At 71.0% G+C, this 17619-nt stretch carries 12 protein-coding genes and 2 pseudogenes; 10 read left to right on the top strand and 4 right to left on the bottom strand.

Annotated features, from left to right (window positions below):
* The first annotated feature begins 544 nt into the window (after nt 1-544).
* Complete coding sequence (locus tag LQ326_RS21160) at nt 545-1915, top strand: GlnX family signal transduction membrane protein (RefSeq protein ID WP_234538830.1); 1371 nt, start codon at nt 545-547, stop codon at nt 1913-1915.
* A gap of 124 nt (nt 1916-2039) precedes the next feature.
* Here LQ326_RS21160 and LQ326_RS21155 read toward each other — a convergent pair whose 3' ends face one another.
* Complete coding sequence (locus LQ326_RS21155; protein WP_234538829.1) at nt 2040-3614, bottom strand: Na+/H+ antiporter; 1575 nt, start codon at nt 3612-3614, stop codon at nt 2040-2042.
* Nucleotides 3615-3850: 236 nt separating this feature from the next.
* Between LQ326_RS21155 and LQ326_RS21150 the strand changes: the two genes are divergently transcribed.
* Together LQ326_RS21150 and LQ326_RS21145 are read left to right on the top strand one after the other, a co-directional pair.
* Nucleotides 3851-6382 carry a sensor histidine kinase gene (locus LQ326_RS21150; protein WP_234538828.1) on the top strand — a complete coding sequence of 844 codons (2532 nt, stop codon included), beginning with the start codon at nt 3851-3853 and terminating at the stop codon, nt 6380-6382.
* Nucleotides 6382-7188 (top strand): DUF4118 domain-containing protein, encoded by an 807-nt coding sequence (locus tag LQ326_RS21145; protein WP_234538827.1) that lies wholly within the window; start codon nt 6382-6384, stop codon nt 7186-7188. The genes LQ326_RS21150 and LQ326_RS21145 overlap by 1 nt, the downstream gene beginning before the upstream one ends.
* A gap of 3 nt (nt 7189-7191) precedes the next feature.
* On the opposite strand, the gene LQ326_RS21140 is transcribed toward LQ326_RS21145, so the two are convergent.
* Nucleotides 7192-7749: a hypothetical protein gene (locus LQ326_RS21140; protein WP_308401984.1), complete on the bottom strand. Its 558-nt coding sequence runs from the start codon at nt 7747-7749 to the stop codon at nt 7192-7194.
* 177 nt (nt 7750-7926) lie between these two features.
* Between LQ326_RS21140 and LQ326_RS21135 the strand changes: the two are divergent.
* The 7 genes and pseudogenes from LQ326_RS21135 to LQ326_RS21105 form a co-directional block, all read left to right on the top strand.
* Nucleotides 7927-8076 (top strand): annotated as a pseudogene (locus tag LQ326_RS21135) (hypothetical protein); the annotation flags it as partial.
* A 257-nt stretch (nt 8077-8333) separates the two neighbouring features.
* On the top strand, nt 8334-8423 hold the full coding sequence (gene kdpF, locus LQ326_RS21130; RefSeq protein WP_016434100.1) for a K(+)-transporting ATPase subunit F: 90 nt from the start codon (nt 8334-8336) through the stop codon (nt 8421-8423).
* 8 nt (nt 8424-8431) lie between these two features.
* A complete protein-coding gene (gene kdpA / locus LQ326_RS21125; protein ID WP_234538826.1) occupies nt 8432-10111 on the top strand; it encodes a potassium-transporting ATPase subunit KdpA in 1680 nt (559 codons plus the stop codon).
* Nucleotides 10108-12240, top strand: a complete 2133-nt coding sequence (gene kdpB, locus LQ326_RS21120) for a potassium-transporting ATPase subunit KdpB (RefSeq protein ID WP_234538825.1) — start codon at nt 10108-10110, stop codon at nt 12238-12240. The genes kdpA and kdpB overlap by 4 nt, the downstream gene beginning before the upstream one ends.
* 5 nt (nt 12241-12245) lie before the next feature.
* A complete protein-coding gene (locus LQ326_RS21115; protein WP_234538822.1) occupies nt 12246-12914 on the top strand; it encodes a potassium-transporting ATPase subunit C in 669 nt (222 codons plus the stop codon).
* Nucleotides 12915-13047: 133 nt separating this feature from the next.
* Complete coding sequence (locus LQ326_RS21110; protein ID WP_181804383.1) at nt 13048-13731, top strand: response regulator; 684 nt, start codon at nt 13048-13050, stop codon at nt 13729-13731.
* Between the two features lies 1 nt (nt 13732).
* Nucleotides 13733-16279, top strand: coding sequence for a sensor histidine kinase (locus tag LQ326_RS21105; protein WP_234538820.1), 2547 nt, complete (start codon nt 13733-13735; stop codon nt 16277-16279).
* A gap of 91 nt (nt 16280-16370) precedes the next feature.
* On the opposite strand, the pseudogene LQ326_RS21100 reads toward LQ326_RS21105, so the two are convergent.
* Nucleotides 16371-16687, bottom strand: a pseudogene (locus tag LQ326_RS21100) (ABC transporter permease); the annotation flags it as partial.
* Nucleotides 16688-16711: 24 nt separating this feature from the next.
* Nucleotides 16712-17554 (bottom strand): DUF4097 family beta strand repeat-containing protein, encoded by an 843-nt coding sequence (locus tag LQ326_RS21095; protein ID WP_234538819.1) that lies wholly within the window; start codon nt 17552-17554, stop codon nt 16712-16714.
* Nucleotides 17555-17619 lie beyond the last annotated feature (65 nt).

Here is a 17619-nt window from a genome sequence, read left to right as displayed (position 1 = left end):
GACGTCGGCACGGGACGACGGCGGACGCCGTGCGCGGGTGCCTGTCATGGGACACGCACCGGGCCGCCTTCGCACCGCTTCGGAGTGGGGACTCCTTCAGCCGGGGAGGCTCACGGTCTCCGTGGCGGCCCACAGCGAATCCAGCCCGGACCTTGGCCACAACCCTCGTGTCGGCCGGGCTGCTTGCGGCTTTCATACGGTCTGGCTGCCGTCGGCGTCAAAGTGCCGTCAAACAGAGCTGAGAAGCCATCAGGGACCCGTCAAGGAGAACGGCGGATGGCCGGATCCGGTCGCAGACTGACCGGCAACGGGGGGACGGGCAGACCGTCCGTGGCGCGACGTTGGAGGGACCGTGACTCTCACGGCCGGTTCGGCGCAGGGTCCTCGGACCGAGGAAAGCGCACCGCCACGAAGAACGGCGGTCGCCCCGTCCGGGGGCAGCCCCGGTCCACGGCAGCGAGGGGTTTCGCGTACGGCCGGACCGGGTCCGGGACGGCAGGCCGAGGCCGCGCGGGCCGCTCTGCGCCACCGCTACTGGGCGTCCGTGCCCGCGCGGCTGCGCCTCCTGCGCGCGGCCACGGTCCTGCTCGCCGCCGCCCTCGCGGTACTCCTGCTGGTGGCGGGCCTCGGCGCGCTCGGCACCTGGCACGGGGTGGCCGGACGCGACGCGCCCCGCACCACCAGCGCCGCCGACCTCGATCTGGCCCTGAACGACATGGATGCCCAGGCCGCCAACATCCTGCTGTCCAGCGGGGACGCGGGGAAGGAGCGTCTGGAGACGCCGTACACGAAGGCCGTCGGCTTCTACGGCGACGCCCGCAACGAGATCGGGCATGATCTGCGCACTCTCGCCGTCGCCGCACAGGGCAGCGCGGCCGACGAGAAGACCGTGGAGTCGCTGACCGACGGCTTCGCGGAGTACCAGGAGCTGATCGGCCGGGCCCTGGAGAACGACGGCCACCGCGGCGGCAGACCGGCCGCCCTCACCGACTACCGCCGCGCGACCGACCTGCTGCGCACCCAACTCCTCCCGGCCGCTGGCACCTTGGTCTCCTCCAACGACGCGGCCTTCGACGCCGAGTACGCCTCGGCCCGCTCCGGCCTCTCCGCGCAGCTCGTCGCTGTACTGGCCCTCGGCGTGCTGCTGCTGGCCCTGCTCGGCTTCCTGCAGTGGTACCTGGCCCGCGGTTTCCGGCGCATCCTCAACCCCGGCGTGCTGGCCGCCACCGTCTGCACGCTGCTCGCGGTGTTCTCCGGCAGCGAGATGCTCACCGCCTCCGCCTCTCACCTGAAGGTGGCACGGCACGACGCCTTCGACTCCGTCGTCGCCCTCTCCCGCGCCCGCGCGATCGCCTACGACGCCAACGCCGACGAGAGCCGCTACCTGCTGGATCCGCAGCGCCGTCACCAGTACGCGGACGCGTTCCTCGCGAAGTCGCAGCAGCTGTACGGTCTGAAGGGCGCGACCCTGTCGACGTACGACTCCGAACTCGCCACCACCTGGCAGGCCTACGAGTCCGACCACCACGACCTGCGCTTCACCGGTGAGTTCCGGCGCGAGCTGGCCAACATCACCTTCCCCGGTGAGCGGGCGGCGGCGGAGAGGACGGTGCGGACGTACGCCGTCTACCAGCGCGACGACCGCACGATCCGTGCGCTGCTGGCGGCCGGCAAGGAGCAGCAGGCGGTCGAGTTCTGCATGGGCTGGGAGCCGGGCACGTCCAACGCGCACTTCGGGGCCTGGATGACCGCCCTGGACAAGGTGACGGCCATCAACCGCGCCCACTTCACGTCGTCCGTCGGCGCGGGACGGTCGGCGGTGACCGGTTTGCTTCCCTGGGCATGCGGCGCACTGTTCGCCGTGGTAGTTCTCGTCGCCTTGGGCCTGCGCCCGAGGCTGGCGGAGTTCCGCTGATACACGCCGGGCCCTGCAACACCTTTCAGGGGCCGCGGGGCCGCATCGATGTGCGGCTCCGCCGCGTGGGCGTGACCAGCCCCCGCTCACCCGCACCCGAAGAACCGACCGCCGTCGCGGAGCGCTACGCGTCCGACAGCCGCGCCTCCTCCAGGTCCAGCCACCGTTGCAGCCTGCGGCGGGTGGTGTCGCTGATGGTGTGGGCGTCGTAGAGGCGCTGGAGTTCGGTGGTCTCGACGGTGATGAGGTCGCGGCGGAGCTGGCGGTAGACCAGGTCGGCGGACTCGGTCGCGACCGCGGTGCCGTTCTGGTCCGTGAGGCGGTCGCGGGCGTCGTCGAGGCGGGCGGTCAGGCCGCGGCGGAGGCGGTCGAGGACGACGTCCGGTACGACCTCCAGTTCGGCGAGTTCCTCCAGGCGGGCCAGGCCGGCGTGGGCGAGGTGCGAGCGGGCCGCGGCCTCCTCGCGCGCGGTGTGGGCGGGCTCCAGGGCGATGCCGGAGGCGCGGACGACCGGGGCGAGGGTGAAGCCCTGGACGACGAGGGTGACGACCACGACCGAGGTGGTCAGGACCAGGACCAGTGGCCGGTCGGCGAGCGGGGTGCCGTCCTTCATCATCTCGGGGATGGACAGGGCGGCGGCCAGTGGCATTACCCCGCGGGTGCCCGCCCAGGTCAGCACCATCGGCACCCGCCAGTTGACCCGGCCGATACCGCCCTTGCGCTGGACGACCGCGGACAGGGGCGCGAGCCAGAGCAGCCGTACGGCGATGAGAGTGGCGGCGACCGCGAGGGCGTACAGAGGCCAGGCCCGGTCGCCGTCGGCCAGCGCCCGCACCTGTGCGGGGAGGGCCAGGCCGATCAGGCTGAAGACGACGCTCTCCAGGAGGAAGACGACCGTGCCGTACACGGCGTGCAGCTGGAGGCGGATGCGGGCGTTGGTGAGCCGGTCGCCCCGGCCGCCGAGGACCACTCCGGCCACCACGCACGAGGTCACGCCGGAGGTGTGCGCGGCCTCCGCGAGCAGGTAGGCGGCGTACGGGGTGACCAGAGCGATCACCGTCTCCAGGACCGGGTCCTCGGTGCGGCGGCGGATCAGGGTGATCACACCGGCCACCGCGGCGCCGATCAGCGTGCCGCCGCCCGCGAGCACCAGGAACTCGCCGCCCGCAGCCCCCCAGTTCGCGGCGGCGGAGGCCACGGCGATGCCGGCCGCCACCCGGACCAGTACCAGCGAGGTCGCGTCGTTGAACAGGCTCTCGGCCTGGACCAGGACCTGGACCCGGGGCGGCAGCGCGAGCCGGCGGCCGAGCGCGGTGACCGCGACCGGATCGGTGCTGGCCAGGATCGCGCCCAGCACGAACGCCATCTGCCAGGACAGGGGAGTCACCAGCGCCGCCACCACGCCGACGGCCGCCGCCGAGGCGAGCACCAGCCCGATGGCGAGGATGCCGACCGGCTTCCACACCGCGTGCAGCTCACGCCAGGGCATCTCCTCGGCGGAGGCGTACAGCAGCGGCGGGAGGACGACGAGGCCGATGACGCTCGGGCTGATCTCGATCTGCGGGGTGCCGGGCAGCAGCGCCACCGCGAGACCGGCGACCACGAGCAGGGAGGGGGCGGGGATGCGCCAGCGGCGCGCGAAGGTGGCGACCACTGTGGCGAGGACCACGAGGGCCAGAACCGTACCGACGCTGCGCATGCCGTCCCCTTGGAGCCTGTACGGGAATCACCATGACTCCCGGCCGACCAGACTTCCCGGCACACCAGGCATCACCCTATCGGGCGAGGTCACGTCAAGACAGTGTCAAGGTCCCCGGGGCCGGCGCCAAGGAAGCGCTAACAACCGCGCCGACCGGTCCGCGAAGCGGCTTTCTTGAGAGGAGGGACCCCTGTCCGTGGGGGAGTTGAGCCAGTGAGCGGAGTGCGTCGGCGGCGATGAGTGACGTACGGCCCGGACGACTGAAGGTGTACCTCGGGGCGGCTCCGGGGGTCGGCAAGACCTACCGGATGCTCGACGAGGGGCGGCGCCGCGCCTCGCGCGGGGCGGATGTGGTGGTGGGGTTCGCGGAGTGCCACGGGCGCCCGGGCACCGAGGCGATGCTCGACGGCCTGGAGAGCGTCTCCCGGACCTCCTGCTCCTACCGCGGTGGCCACTTCCAGGAGATGGACCTGGCCGCGCTGCTCGCCCGGCGGCCGCAGGTCGCGATCGTGGACGAGTTCGCCCACACCAATGTCCCCGGCGAGGGCCGCAACCCCAAGCGCTGGCAGGACATCGAGGCGCTGCTGGACGCCGGCACCGACGTGATCACCGCGCTGAACATCCAGCACCTGGAGTCCCTCAACGACGTGGTCGAGAAGATCACCGGGGTGCCCCAGCACGAGACCGTCCCGGACGAGGTCGTACGGCGCGCCTGGCAGATCGAGCTGGTGGACATCCCGCCCGAGGGGCTGCGCCGCCGGATGGCCCACGGCAACATCTACACGCCCGAGAAGGTCGACGCGGCCCTCGCCAACTACTTCCGGCCAGGCAACCTGACCGCGCTACGGCAGCTGGCGCTGCTGTGGACGGCCGACCGGGTCGACGAGGCGCTCCAGGAGTACCGCTCGCAGCACGGCATCGGCGGGGTGTGGGAGACCCGCGAGCGCGTCGTCGTCGCCCTGACCGGCGGGCCGGAGGGCGACACACTGATCCGGCGGGCCGCCCGCATCGCCGACCTCCCCCACTCTCGGCTTCGCTCGAGCGGGGGGACCCCCATGGCAGGAGGGGACCTGCTCGCCGTGCACGTGGCGCGCAGCGACGGCCTGGCCGCCGGGGTCTCGCACGCCTCGCTGGCCCGGCAGCGCAGACTCGTCGAGGATCTCGGCGGTAGCTACCACTCGGTGGTCGGCGACGACGTGGCCGCCGCCCTCGTCGAGTTCGCGCGGGCCGAGAACGCCACCCAGCTCGTGCTGGGCACCAGCCGACGCGGCCGGTTCGCCCGGTTCCTGACCGGGCCCGGCACCGGGGAGACGGTCACCGAACTGTCCGGCGACATCGACGTGCATCGGGTCACCCACGAACGGGCCGGCCGCGGCACCCTGCTGCCGTCGAGGCGCCGCACGCTGTCGACGGCCCGGCTGATCGCCGGTCCGGTGGCCGGGCTGGTGCTTCCGGTGCTGCTGACGGTCGTCCTCGCACAGCTGCGGGGCACCCTGAACCTGACCAGCGAGGCCCTGCTGTTCCTGCTCGCCGTGGTGGGCGTGGCCTGCATAGGCGGGGTCGTCTCGGCGGTGATCGCCTCGGTCACGGCGTCCCTGCTGCTCAACTACTGGTTCGTCCCGCCCATCGGTGCCTTCACCCTCGATGATCCGAACGCCCTGCTGGCCCTCGCCGTGTTCGCGGTCGTGGCCGCCACCGTGGCGGCCGTGGTGGACCGGTCGCTGCGCCTGTCACGCCGCTCGGCCAGGGCGACCGCCGAGGCGGAGACCATGTCGTCCCTGGCCGGCAGCATCGTGCGCGGAGAAGCGACCATCCCCGCCCTGCTGGAGCGGACCCGCGAGACCTTCGGGATGGAGTCGGCCGACCTGCTGGGCGAGCCGCCGACCGCGCCAGGTGCGACAGCTGTCCCTGCGGGCCCCGGCGCCTGGCTCGCGCTGCGGGGGCGCACCCTGTCGTCGTCCGAACGGCGGGTCCTGGCCGCGTTCGCCGCGCATGTGGGCTCGGCGGTCGAACGGGCCCGGCTCGCGGAGGCCGCCGCCGAGGTGGAGCCGGTGAAGGCCGCCGACCGGCTGCGCACGGCACTGCTGCGGGCCGTCGGCCACGACCTGCGCACTCCGCTCGCCGCGGGCTGGGCCGCCGTCACGTCCCTGCGCAGCCGGGACGTGGACTTCTCCGCCGAGGACCGCGACGAACTCCTTGCCACCGCTGACGAGTCCATGGCCAAGCTCAACCGGCTGGTGGAGAACCTCCTCGACCTCAGCCGGCTCGAGGCCGGCGCGCTCACCCTGAACCTGCGGCCCACCTCCCTGGAGGAGGTGCTGCCCATGGCACTGGCGGACGTCCCGGGCGTGGACGTGGCGGACGTCGAGGACATCCCGGCGGTGCCGGCCGATCCGCCGCTGCTGGAAAGGGTCATCGCCAACCTGGTCGGCAACGCCGCCCGGCACACACCACCCGGTAAGAAGGTGCTGGTCACCGCCAGTGCCCTGGCGGGCCGGGTGGAGCTGCGGGTCGTGGACCGCGGGCCCGGTCTGCCGGCCGAGGGCCGCGACCGGCTCTTCGAGCCCTTCCAGCGGCTCGGCGACACCGACAACACCACCGGCCTCGGTCTTGGACTCGCCCTCGCCCGAGGACTGACGGAAGCCATGAACGGCACCCTCACCCCCGAGGAAACCCCGGGCGGCGGCCTCACGATGGTCGTGTCGCTGCCGTTCGCCGCGCAGGCCCTGAGTGCCGTACCGACCGAACAGAGTGCAGGAGGCGCGTGATGAGCACAGTGACCGGCAGCTGGAAGCCGCACCCTGGGGGCGCGGCCCGTGTCACGGCCCGCCCCTGGCCGCTGCGGCACCGGCTCGTCCTCGTGGCGGGTCTCGCCGCCCCCTTCCTGGTGGCGCTTGCTCTCGCCCCGTTCCGTACGAGCCTGTCGCACACGAACACCGCACTCGTCCTCGTCGTCGTGGTCGTCGCGGTGGCCGCGCTCGGCAGCCGTACGGCGGGGGTGGTCGCGGCCCTGTCGGCGGCGGCCTGGTTCGACTTCTTCCTCACCCGGCCCTACGAGACGTTCGACATCACCGCCTCCGCCGACATCGAGACGGCGGTACTGCTCCTGGCGGTCGGTCTGATCGTGTCCCAACTGGCCGCCAGGGCCCGGCGTCTGGAGGTCATCACGGTGACGGACGCGGGATACCTCGCGCGGATCCACACCACGGCCGACCTCGCGCGGTCCGCCCGCTCCGCGGACACCGTCGTCGACCACGTCCGGCGTGAACTCACCGACGTCCTCGGCCTGCGTGCCTGCCGCTTCGAGTACGGCACGCTGCTGGGGCAGCCGCCACGCCTGCACGACGACGGCAGCGTGACGGTGGGCAAGCGATCCTGGGACGTGGACGCCGCCGGCTGGCCCGGGGGCGAGATCGAGCTGCGCACCTACGGCAACGGCCACTACCTCGGCCGCTTCATGCTCACCCCCGGCCCGGGCCCGGTGCCCCCGCTCCAGGCCCGGCTCGTGGCGGTGACGCTCGCCGACCAGACCGGGTCGGCACTGGACACCGCCGGGCCGGTCAGGAACGGCTGAGGCTCAATCCAGGCCGGAGGCTCTGAACACGGCGTGGGCGGTCTCCTCGTCCACGCGCAGGGCGATGCGCCGCAGGGCGGTCGTGCCGCACAGCAGCGAGCCGTCGGCGGCGGCCTCCCGCGCGCCCGCGTCAAGGCGCGCCCACAGCCGCGGATTGCGCACCAGGACCTCGGGGTCGATCTCGACGCGGCCACCCAGGGCGTCCCGCAGCAGAAGCCGTTGGGAGACGCCGTCCAGGCAGCGGACCGACACCAGCCGGTCCGTGCGCACCCGGCGCTCGCGCACCAGTCCCCGCGACGCCAGCCAGTTCCCGCCTGCGGACACCCGGGCTGGATACAGGAGAACGAAGAGCAGCCCGGCGAGAAAGAGCCACAGCGCGGAACGCCACGCGGTGATCCGGCCGGAGCCCCAGTCGAGCAGCAGCAGGAGGGCCAGCAGTACGGCGGCACAGCGGGCGGCGGCCCACAACTCCCGTCTCCACTCGACGTCGTTCGCCGCCTCGTCGGGTCCGTCCGCAGGTGCGCCGAGCGGCCCTCCGTACTCGTCCTCATGGGTTCCCACGGTGCCGACGATAGTGACCGTAAGAATCAGATCGGCACCCCTTGATGCGTTGCTGACGCCTCTCCGACGGTTCCTTGCGCTTGGCCGCGGGGCGCGTCACCTGTGCGGCGGCACGGCCCAGGCGCGCTCCAGGGCGGACAGCGCGGCGCGGTCCTCGGGGCCCGGGTGGCACACGAGCCGGCCACCCAGGTGACGGTACTGATCCCGGAGGCCGAGCCGGAGCGGCTGTGGCAGCGGTTGCTGCGGAACCAGCGGGGGGCCGTGGTCGCACATGCCGTACGGCGTGAGTCGGGCGCGGTCATCTGCCGGCTGCGCTTCCGGTTGTGAGGCAGATCGCTGTCGGTCGCCATGGCGCTGCCAACCGGTACGGGTCGGGTCCGTAAGGGTTGCGTCAAGGGCTTGCGGACCGCCGTAAGAGAGCCGTCAACGGGTGGCCGAAACCGGCCGGAGAGGCGCTTTCCTCTAAGCGTCCGTTCCTATCGAACCTCACTCCAGGAGTTCGCGATGGCCGATCTGGCCTTCGTCATCGCCACGGTTGCGGCCTTTGTGCTGGTGGCCCTCGTCGCCAAGGGGGTGACGAAGCTGTGACCGCCGAGAACATCGTCGGCCTGGTCGTGGCCGTCGCCCTGCTGGGCTATCTCGTCCTCGCCCTGATCTTCCCGGAGAGGTTCTGAGAGCAGACATGGGTCCCGTACTCGCAGGCATCCTCCAGCTCGTCGCGCTCATAGGCGCGCTGGCGCTCGCCTACATCCCGCTCGGCACCTACATGGCCAGGGTCTACTCCTCCGACAAGCACTGGCGGGTCGAGAAGTGGATCTACAAGGGCATCGGCGCCGACCCCGACACAGAGATGACCTGGCCCGCCTACCTGCGCGCGGTCCTGGCCTTCTCCCTGATCGGCGTTCTCTTCCTGTACCTGCTGCAGCGGCTCCAGGGCATCCTGCCCGGTTCGCTCGGCTTCTCCTCGGTCAACCCGGCGCAGTCGTTCAACACCGCCGCGTCCTTCGTGACCAACACGAACTGGCAGTCGTACTACGGCGAGCAGACCATGGGGCACGTCGTGCAGACCGCCGGTCTGGCCGTGCAGAACTTCGTGTCGGCGGCTGTCGGAATCGCGGTGGCCGTGGCCCTCGTCCGGGGGTTCGCGCGCTCGCGCACCGGTGAACTCGGCAATTTCTGGGCCGACCTGGTGCGCGGCACGCTGCGGATCCTGGTGCCGGGCGCGGCGATCGCCGCGATCGTGCTGGTCGCCTGCGGTGCCATCCAGAACTTCTCCGGCATCCACGAGGTCGGCCAGTTCTTCAACGGGCACAGCATGGGCGGCTCGCAGCAGTGGAACGGCGGTGCGGTCGCCTCCCAGGAGGCCATCAAGGAGTTCGGCACCAACGGCGGCGGTTACTTCAACGCCAACTCCGCCCACCCCTTCGAGAACCCGACCCCGTTCACCAACCTCTTCGAGATCTTCCTGCTGCTGGTCATCCCGTTCTCCCTGACCCGGACCTTCGGTGTGATGGTCGGTTCCGTCAAGCAGGGCTACGCGATCCTCGCGACCATGGCGAGCATCTGGCTGGGCTTCGTGGCCCTGATGATGTGGACCGAGTTCGCCCACCACGGCCCGGCGCTGCAGCTCGCGGGTGGGGCGATGGAGGGCAAGGAGGTCCGCTTCGGGGTCGGCTCCTCGTCGATCTTCGCGGTGTCCACGACCCTGACGTCGACCGGGGCGGTGGACTCCTTCCACTCGTCCTTCACCGGTCTCGGCGGCGGCATCACCATGCTCGGCATGATGCTGGGCGAGATCGCCCCCGGCGGCACCGGATCCGGCCTCTACGGCATCCTGATCATGGCGGTCATCGCGGTGTTCATCGCTGGTCTGATGGTCGGCCGTACGCCCGAGTACCTGGGCAAGAAGATCGGCGCGCGCGAGATCAAGCTGGCGGCCTGCTACATCCTGATCACCCCGGCGCTCGTGCTGATCTTCACCGCGATCTCCATGGCGCTGCCGACACCTCCGCACTCGATGCTCAACTCCGGGGCGCACGGTTTCTCGGAAGTCCTGTACGCGTTCACGTCGGCGTCGAACAACAACGGCTCCGCCTTCGCCGGGCTGAACGCGAACACCGACTGGTTCAACACCATGACCGGACTCGCGATGCTGCTGGGGCGTTTCCTGCCGATGGTGTTCGTGCTGGCGCTGGCCGGCTCGCTCGCCGAGCAGAAGCCCGTCCCGGCCACGGCCGGCACCCTGCGCACCGAGAAGCCGCTCTTCACCGGTCTGCTGGTCGGCGCGATCCTGATCATCACCGGCCTGACCTACTTCCCGGCCCTGGCGCTGGGTCCGCTCGCCGAGGGGCTGGCGTCATGACCACCCGCACAGAGAAGTCAGAGGACTCCATGTCCACAGCCACCCCGACCCGGGCGCCGCACAGCGACGTCCCCACCGGGCACAAGGCCCCCGAGGGCCGTGTCGGCGCCGGCCTCTTCGATCCCAAGCAGTTGCTCAAGTCGCTGCCGGAAGCGTGCCGCAAGCTGGACCCGCGGGTGATGGTCAAGTCGCCCGTGATGTTCGTGGTGTGGGTCGGCTCCGTCCTGACCACGGTCTTCTCCTTCAAGGACCCCGGCGACTGGTTCGGCTGGACCATCAGCGCCTGGCTCTGGCTGACCGTGATCTTCGCCAACCTCGCGGAAGCGGTCGCCGAGGGCCGCGGCAAGGCCCAGGCGGACACCCTGCGCAAGGCCAAGACCGACACGGTCGCCCGGCGGCTGGCCGGGGACACCGAGGAGCAGGTGCCCGGCACCGAGCTGAGGATCGGTGACCTGGTCGTCTGCGAGGCCGGCGACGTCATCCCCGGTGACGGCGACGTCATCGAGGGCGTCGCGTCGGTCGACGAGTCGGCGATCACCGGTGAGTCGGCTCCGGTCATCCGCGAGTCCGGCGGTGACCGCAGCGCCGTGACCGGCGGTACGAAGGTGCTGTCCGACCGGATCGTCATCAGGATCACGACGAGGCCGGGCGAGACCTTCATCGACCGGATGATCAGCCTCGTCGAGGGCGCGGCCCGGCAGAAGACGCCGAACGAGATCGCGCTGAACATCCTGCTCGCCTCGCTGACCGTCGTCTTCCTGCTGGCCGTCGCCACCCTGCCGCCCTTCGCGAACTACGCGGGCACCCACCTGACGATGGTCGTGCTGGTCGCCCTGCTGGTGTGTCTCATCCCGACGACGATCGGTGCGCTGCTGTCGGCCATCGGTATCGCCGGCATGGACCGGCTGGTGCAGCGCAACGTGCTCGCCATGTCCGGGCGCGCGGTCGAGGCCGCCGGTGACGTCTCCACGCTGCTGCTCGACAAGACCGGCACCATCACCCTCGGCAACCGGCAGGCGTCCGAGTTCGTGCCGGTGCGTGGCACCACCGAAGCGGAGGTGGCCGACGCGGCCCAGCTCTCCTCGCTGGCCGACGAGACCCCCGAGGGCCGCTCCGTCGTCGTACTGGCCAAGGAGACGTACGGGCTGCGGGAACGGCACCAGGGCGAGCTGGCGCACGCCGAGTGGATCGCCTTCACCGCCCAGACCCGGATGTCGGGTGTGGACGTCGACGGCCGGAAGATCCGCAAGGGCGCGACCGGTTCGGTCATCGCCTGGGTCCAGGAACAGGGCGGCACCGTCGCGGACGACGCGGGCACCCTCTCCAGTGCCATCTCGCAGGCCGGCGGCACCCCGCTGCTCGTAGCCGTCAAGGATGACCAGGGTGCCCGTGTGCTGGGTGTCATCCATCTCAAGGACGTCGTCAAGGACGGCATGCGGGAGCGGTTCGGGGAACTGCGGCGGATGGGCATCAAGACGGTCATGATCACGGGTGACAATCCGCTGACCGCCAAGGCGATCGCCGAGGAGGCGGGTGTCGACGACTTCCTGGCCGAGGCCACTCCCGAGGACAAGATGGCCCTCATCAAGCGGGAGCAGGCGGGCGGCAAGCTGGTCGCGATGACCGGTGACGGCACCAACGACGCGCCCGCGCTGGCCCAGGCGGACGTGGGCGTGGCGATGAACACGGGTACGTCGGCCGCCAAGGAGGCCGGCAACATGGTCGACCTCGACTCCAACCCGACCAAGCTCATCGAGATCGTCGAGATCGGCAAGCAGCTGCTGATCACCCGCGGTGCGCTGACCACGTTCTCCATCGCCAACGACGTCGCGAAGTACTTCGCGATCATCCCCGCGCTGTTCGCGGCCGTCTATCCCGGCCTCGACAAGCTCAACATCATGCACCTGTCCTCGCCCGACTCCGCGATCCTGTCGGCCGTCGTCTTCAACGCGCTGATCATCATCGCGCTGGTGCCGCTGTCCCTGAAGGGCGTGCAGTACCGGCCGGTGAGCGCGGACAAGATGCTGCGGCGCAACCTGACGATCTACGGCATCGGCGGACTGATCGCCCCGTTCCTCGGCATCAAGATCATCGACCTGCTCATCTCCTTCATCCCCGGAATCGGCTGATCCCCATGCATAACTCCCTTACGAACACAGCCCGGTTGCTCGGGGCGGGGCTGCGGGCGCTGCTCGTGCTGACCCTGGTCACCGGCGTGATCTACCCGCTGGTGGTCACGGGTGTGGCTCAGGCGCTGTTCCCCGACAAGGCGAACGGCTCCGAGATCAAGGCGGACGGCAAGGTCGTCGGCTCGTCCCTGATCGGGCAGTCGTACAACCTCCCGCTGAAGAAGGGGCAGGAGACCCCGGACGCTGCTCTGCAGTGGTTCCAGGGCCGTCCGGCGGGCGGGCTCGGCAGCAACAGCGTCAACACCCGGTACAAGCTGATCCTTTCGGGTGCGACCAACCTCGCCGCGGACAACAAGGTGCTCGTCCAGCAGGTCAAGGCCGCCAAGGCCGCCGTCGTCAAGGACAACTCGGTCCCCGGGTACACGGTCAAGGCGAACGAGGTACCGGCCGACGCGGTGACGTCCTCCGGCTCCGGCCTGGACCCGGACATCTCGCCGCAGTACGCGGACATCCAGGTCCACCGGGTCGCCGAGAAGAACAACCTGTCCGTGGCCCAGGTGGAGAAGCTGGTCAAGGACCACACCGACGGCCGCACCCTCGGCTTCATCGGTGAGCCGCGGGTGAACGTCCTCGAACTCAACATCGCGCTCAAGGACCTCGTGGCGAAGCACTGATGGGGTTACGCGAAGAAAGCGGGAGTTGGCGGCCGGGAGGCGTCCCGATGCCGTCAACTCCCGTAGCCATGGCGTCGGTCGCCTCACGTCCGGCGCCACCCGGCCCGACGTACGACAGGAAAGGCACACACCCATGACCCGGGTGCTCGTGGTGGAGGACGACCCGCAGCTCGTACGGGCCCTCGTCATCAACCTGCAGGCACGTCAATACGGCGTGGACGCCGCCCCGGACGGTGCCACGGCACTGCGGCTCGCGGCCGCACGCCAGCCGGACGTCGTGATGCTCGACCTCGGACTGCCCGACATGGACGGCGTCGACGTGATCAAGGCCCTGCGGGGCTGGACCAGGGTGCCGATCCTGGTCCTGTCCGCCCGGCAGGCGTCCGACGAGAAGGTGGCCGCCCTCGACGCCGGTGCCGACGACTACATCACCAAGCCGTTCAGCATGAACGAACTGCTGGCCCGGCTGCGGGCCGCGGTCCGCCGTACCGAGGACGTGCCGCTGGTGCCGGAGTCCACCCAGGTCGAGACGGACGGCTTCAGCATCGACCTGCTCGCGAAGAAGGTCGTCCGGGACGGGCGGGACGTGCGACTGACGCCGACCGAATGGCACCTGCTGGAGATCCTGGTGACCAACCCGGGCCGGCTGATCACTCAGAAGCACCTCCTCCAGGAGGTCTGGGGCGTTTCGCAGAGCAACAAGACCAACTACCTGCGCGTCTACATGGCCCAGCTGCGTCGCAAACTGGAGACGGACCCCTCGCACCCCCGCTATCTGATCACCGAGCCCGGCATGGGCTACCGCTTCGAAGGATGACATGGCACGCGGCAAGCTCCGGATCTACCTCGGCGCGGCACCCGGCGTCGGCAAGACGTACGCGATGCTGTCGGAGGCGCACCGCCGTACCGAGCGGGGCACCGACTGCGTGGTCGCCTTCGTGGAGCACCACCACCGGCCGCGCACCGAGGTGATGCTGCACGGCCTGGAACAGGTACCACGCAAGGAACTGGAGTACCGGGGCGCGACCTTCACCGAGATGGACGTCGACGCCGTACTGCGCCGGGCCCCCGCCGTCGCCCTGGTGGACGAACTCGCCCACACCAACGTCCCCGGCTCGCGGAACACCAAGCGCTGGCAGGACGTGGAGGAACTGCTCGCGGCGGGCATCGACGTCGTCTCCACCGTCAACATCCAGCACCTGGAGTCGCTGGGTGACGTGGTCGAGTCGATCACCGGGGTGCGGCAGCGCGAGACGGTCCCCGACGAAGTGGTGCGGCGCGCCGACCAGATCGAGCTGGTCGACATGTCCCCGGAGGCGCTGCGCCGCCGGATGGCGCACGGCAACATCTACAAGTCGGACAAGGTCGACGCGGCCCTCTCCAACTACTTCCGGCCGGGCAACCTCACCGCCCTGCGCGAACTGGCGCTGCTGTGGGTGGCCGACCGGGTCGACGCGTATCTCACCGAGTACCGCAGTGCGCACCAGGTCTCGACCATCTGGGGTTCACGGGAGCGGATCGTGGTCGGGCTGACCGGCGGGCCGGAGGGGCGCACTCTCATCCGCCGGGCGGCCCGCCTGGCCGAGAAGGGCGCCGGCGGTGAGGTGCTGGCCGTCTACATATCGCGCAGCGACGGGCTGACGTCGGCCTCCCCGAAGGAGCTGGCCGTCCAGCGCACCCTGGTGGAGGACCTCGGCGGCACCTTCCACCAGGTCGTCGGCGACGACATCCCGGCCGCCCTGCTCGACTTCTCCCGGGGTGTGAACGCCACCCAGATCGTCCTCGGCGTCTCCCGGCGCAGAAGCTGGCAGTACGTCTTCGGACCGGGAGTCGGAGCCACGGTCGCCCGCGAGTCCGGACCCGACCTCGACGTCCACCTCATCACCCATGACGAGGCCGGCAAGGGCCGCGGCCTGCCGGTGGCCCGTGGAGCGCGCCTGGGACGCGCCCGGGTCGTCTGGGGCTGGCTCGTCGGAGTGCTCGGCCCCCTCCTCCTCACCTGGTTGCTCACCAGCGCCGTTCCGGAGGTCGGTCTCGCCAACGACATGCTGCTGTTCCTCAGTCTGACGGTGGCGGCGGCCCTCGTGGGCGGCCTCTTCCCCGCGCTGGCCTCCGCGGTGGTGGGCTCGCTGCTGCTCAACTGGTTCTTCACCCCGCCCGTCCACACCTTCACCATCGCCGACCCGAAGAACATCGTCGCCATCGTGATCTTCGTCGGGGTCGCCCTGTCCGTGGCCTCGGTGGTGGACCTGGCGGCCCGGCGCACCCATCAGGCGGCCCGGCTGCGTGCCGAGTCGGAGATCCTCTCCTTCCTCGCCGGTAACATCCTGCGTGGCGAGACCAGCCTGGAGGAACTCCTCGAACGGGTCCGCGAGACCTTCGGCATGGACTCGGCGGCCCTGCTGGAGCGGACCGACGAGACGACCCCCTGGACCTGCGCCGGCAGCGTGGGACCCCGGCCCGCCGAGATCCCCGAGGACGCGGACGTGGACGTACCGGTCGGCGACCACATGGCCCTGTCCCTGCGCGGCCGGGTGCTGCCGGCCTCCGACCGCCGGGTGCTGGCCGCGTTCGCCGCGCAGGCCGCCGTCGTCCTGGACCGCCAGCGTCTGCAACGCGAGGCCGACCGCGCCAAGGAACTGGCCGAGGGCAACCGCATCCGCACCGCCCTGCTCGCCGCCGTCAGCCACGACCTGCGCACACCACTCGCCGGCATCAAGGCAGCGGTGTCCTCGCTGCGTTCCGACGACGTCGAGTGGTCCGAACAAGACCAGGCCGAACTCCTGGAGGCCATAGAGGAGGGCGCCGACCGCCTCGACCACCTCGTCGGCAACCTCCTCGACATGTCCCGCCTGCAGACCGGCACCGTCACCCCCATCATCCGGGAGACCGACCTCGACGAGGTCGTGCCCATGGCGCTCGGCGGGGTGCCCGAGGACAGCGTGGAGCTGGACATCCCCGAGACCCTGCCCATGGTGTACGTCGACCGGGGCCTGCTGGAGCGGGCCGTCGCCAACGTCGTCGAGAACGCCGTCAAGTACAGCCCGCCGGAAGAGAAGGTCCTGGTCTCCGCGAGTGCCCTCGCCGACCGGGTCGAGGTACGGGTCGTCGACCGCGGACCCGGTGTCCCGGACGAGGCCAAGGACCGCATCTTCGAACCCTTCCAGCGGTACGGCGACTCGCCCCGCGGCGTCGGTGTCGGCCTCGGACTGGCCGTGGCCCGGGGCTTCGCCGAGTCCGTCGGCGGCACCCTCGACGCCGAGGACACCCCGGGCGGCGGTCTCACGATGGTCCTCGCGGTGCCGACGGCACCGGGGCGCGAGCGGTCGGAGGAACCGGATCTGCCGACGGCGGCGGGTTCCTGAAGGGGCCGAGGGGCGGCGTACGTCTGACGTGGTGTCGGAGTACGCCGCCCCGGTGCGGGGCGAGTCGCCGGCCGCGGCCCGCTGGTCTCCACTTCGGCTCGCGGTCGAAAAGCGACGTGGACCAGAAGCAGCCGAGCGCGGCCGGCCCCACGCACCAGGCCACGGCCAGCCACCCGTTGGGGCCGATCCCGGTGCCGAGGAGCAGCCCGCGCAGGGTCTCGATGGCGGGGTGAGCGGCTGGTACCCGGCGATCGGCCGGAGCCGGCCCGGCATCGCGTCGACCGGCACGAAGGCGCTGGGCAGGAGCGGCAGGACCATCAGCGGCAGGGCGTTGTTGCCGGCCGCCGCGGGGTTCGGGCCGGCCAGGCCCGTTCCGGCCGCGAACCCGGTGGGTGCCAGGGAGACGATCGTAGGAGTTGGCGGAGCCGGCGCTCAGAGCCGGGAGCGGCCGACGTCGATGTTGCCCCAGTTGGTCCTCGCCCGAACCGTGACGCTCTCCTCGGTCTGTTCCGGCGCGTCGGACTCGGTGAGCGTGTTGCGTACCTGGCCACGCTGTGAGCTGACGTCGAGCCAGGCGGCGGTGCCTTCGCGGATGCCGATCTCGATGGAGCCGTTGGAGGTCTCCAACTGGGTCTCGCCGCGAGTGACCTCGGCGATCCGGAGGGAGCCGTTGGTCGCGGTGCCGGTGACTGACGCCCCGGCGCGCGTGATGTCGATGGCGCCGTTGGTCCCGCTCACCCGCAACTCACCGGTCACGGTGCCGACGGTCGTGGTGCCGTTGGAGTTCTTCAGGACGGCGGGGCCGTCGACGAGGCCGACGCGCACGTTGCCGGAGCTGGTGGTGATCTCGGCCGCCCCCTCGACCCGGTCCACGACGATCGAACCGTGCGACAGGGCCAGGTTCAGCGGGCCGGTCGTGTCGAGCCGGACGTCGCCGACCGAGGTCTTGACCCGGACCTCGCCGAGCCGGCCCTCGCCGAGCACCTGGGCCCAGGGGCCGGTCATGTCGATGCGCGAACCTGTGGGCAGTTCGACCGTCACGTCGACGACTCCGCCGGGCCCGAGCATGCGCCGCTCCTTCGTCCGGACGGTCAGCACACCGCTCGCGTAGGAGACCTCGGTCTGCTCGGCGGCCCGCACGTCCTTGTCCCGCTTCGGGTCGCGGGGTCGCGCCTGAACAACGGTGTCGGGACGGTCGCCCGCGCTGAAGCTGATGGAGCCGGCGCCCACGTGGGCGGTGACCGTAATCGGTTCGGGTGTGTCGAAAGAAGGCATGGCTGTCCCGTCCTCCTGAGCCCTTGAGCCGTCCCCGCAGAGGGGACGTGGTATGGGTGAAGTCG

This window comes from Streptomyces shenzhenensis (assembly GCF_021462265.1).
Taxonomy (GTDB): domain Bacteria; phylum Actinomycetota; class Actinomycetes; order Streptomycetales; family Streptomycetaceae; genus Streptomyces; species Streptomyces shenzhenensis.
Note: the sequence above shows the minus strand (reverse complement) of the source record. Positions and strands in the feature narration are given on the sequence as shown.

What these genes read in the sequence shown, in the direction of transcription:
- LQ326_RS21095 (WP_234538819.1), bottom strand. Translation starts at nt 17,554, where the DNA reads ATGCCTTCTTTCGACACACCCGAACCGATTACGGTCACCGCCCACGTG.
- LQ326_RS21115 (WP_234538822.1), top strand. Translation starts at nt 12,246, where the DNA reads ATGCATAACTCCCTTACGAACACAGCCCGGTTGCTCGGGGCGGGGCTG.
- LQ326_RS21110 (WP_181804383.1), top strand. Translation starts at nt 13,048, where the DNA reads ATGACCCGGGTGCTCGTGGTGGAGGACGACCCGCAGCTCGTACGGGCC.
- LQ326_RS21145 (WP_234538827.1), top strand. Translation starts at nt 6,382, where the DNA reads ATGAGCACAGTGACCGGCAGCTGGAAGCCGCACCCTGGGGGCGCGGCC.
- LQ326_RS21150 (WP_234538828.1), top strand. Translation starts at nt 3,851, where the DNA reads ATGAGTGACGTACGGCCCGGACGACTGAAGGTGTACCTCGGGGCGGCT.
- LQ326_RS21155 (WP_234538829.1), bottom strand. Translation starts at nt 3,614, where the DNA reads ATGCGCAGCGTCGGTACGGTTCTGGCCCTCGTGGTCCTCGCCACAGTG.
- kdpA (WP_234538826.1), top strand. Translation starts at nt 8,432, where the DNA reads ATGGGTCCCGTACTCGCAGGCATCCTCCAGCTCGTCGCGCTCATAGGC.
- LQ326_RS21105 (WP_234538820.1), top strand. Translation starts at nt 13,733, where the DNA reads ATGGCACGCGGCAAGCTCCGGATCTACCTCGGCGCGGCACCCGGCGTC.
- kdpB (WP_234538825.1), top strand. Translation starts at nt 10,108, where the DNA reads ATGACCACCCGCACAGAGAAGTCAGAGGACTCCATGTCCACAGCCACC.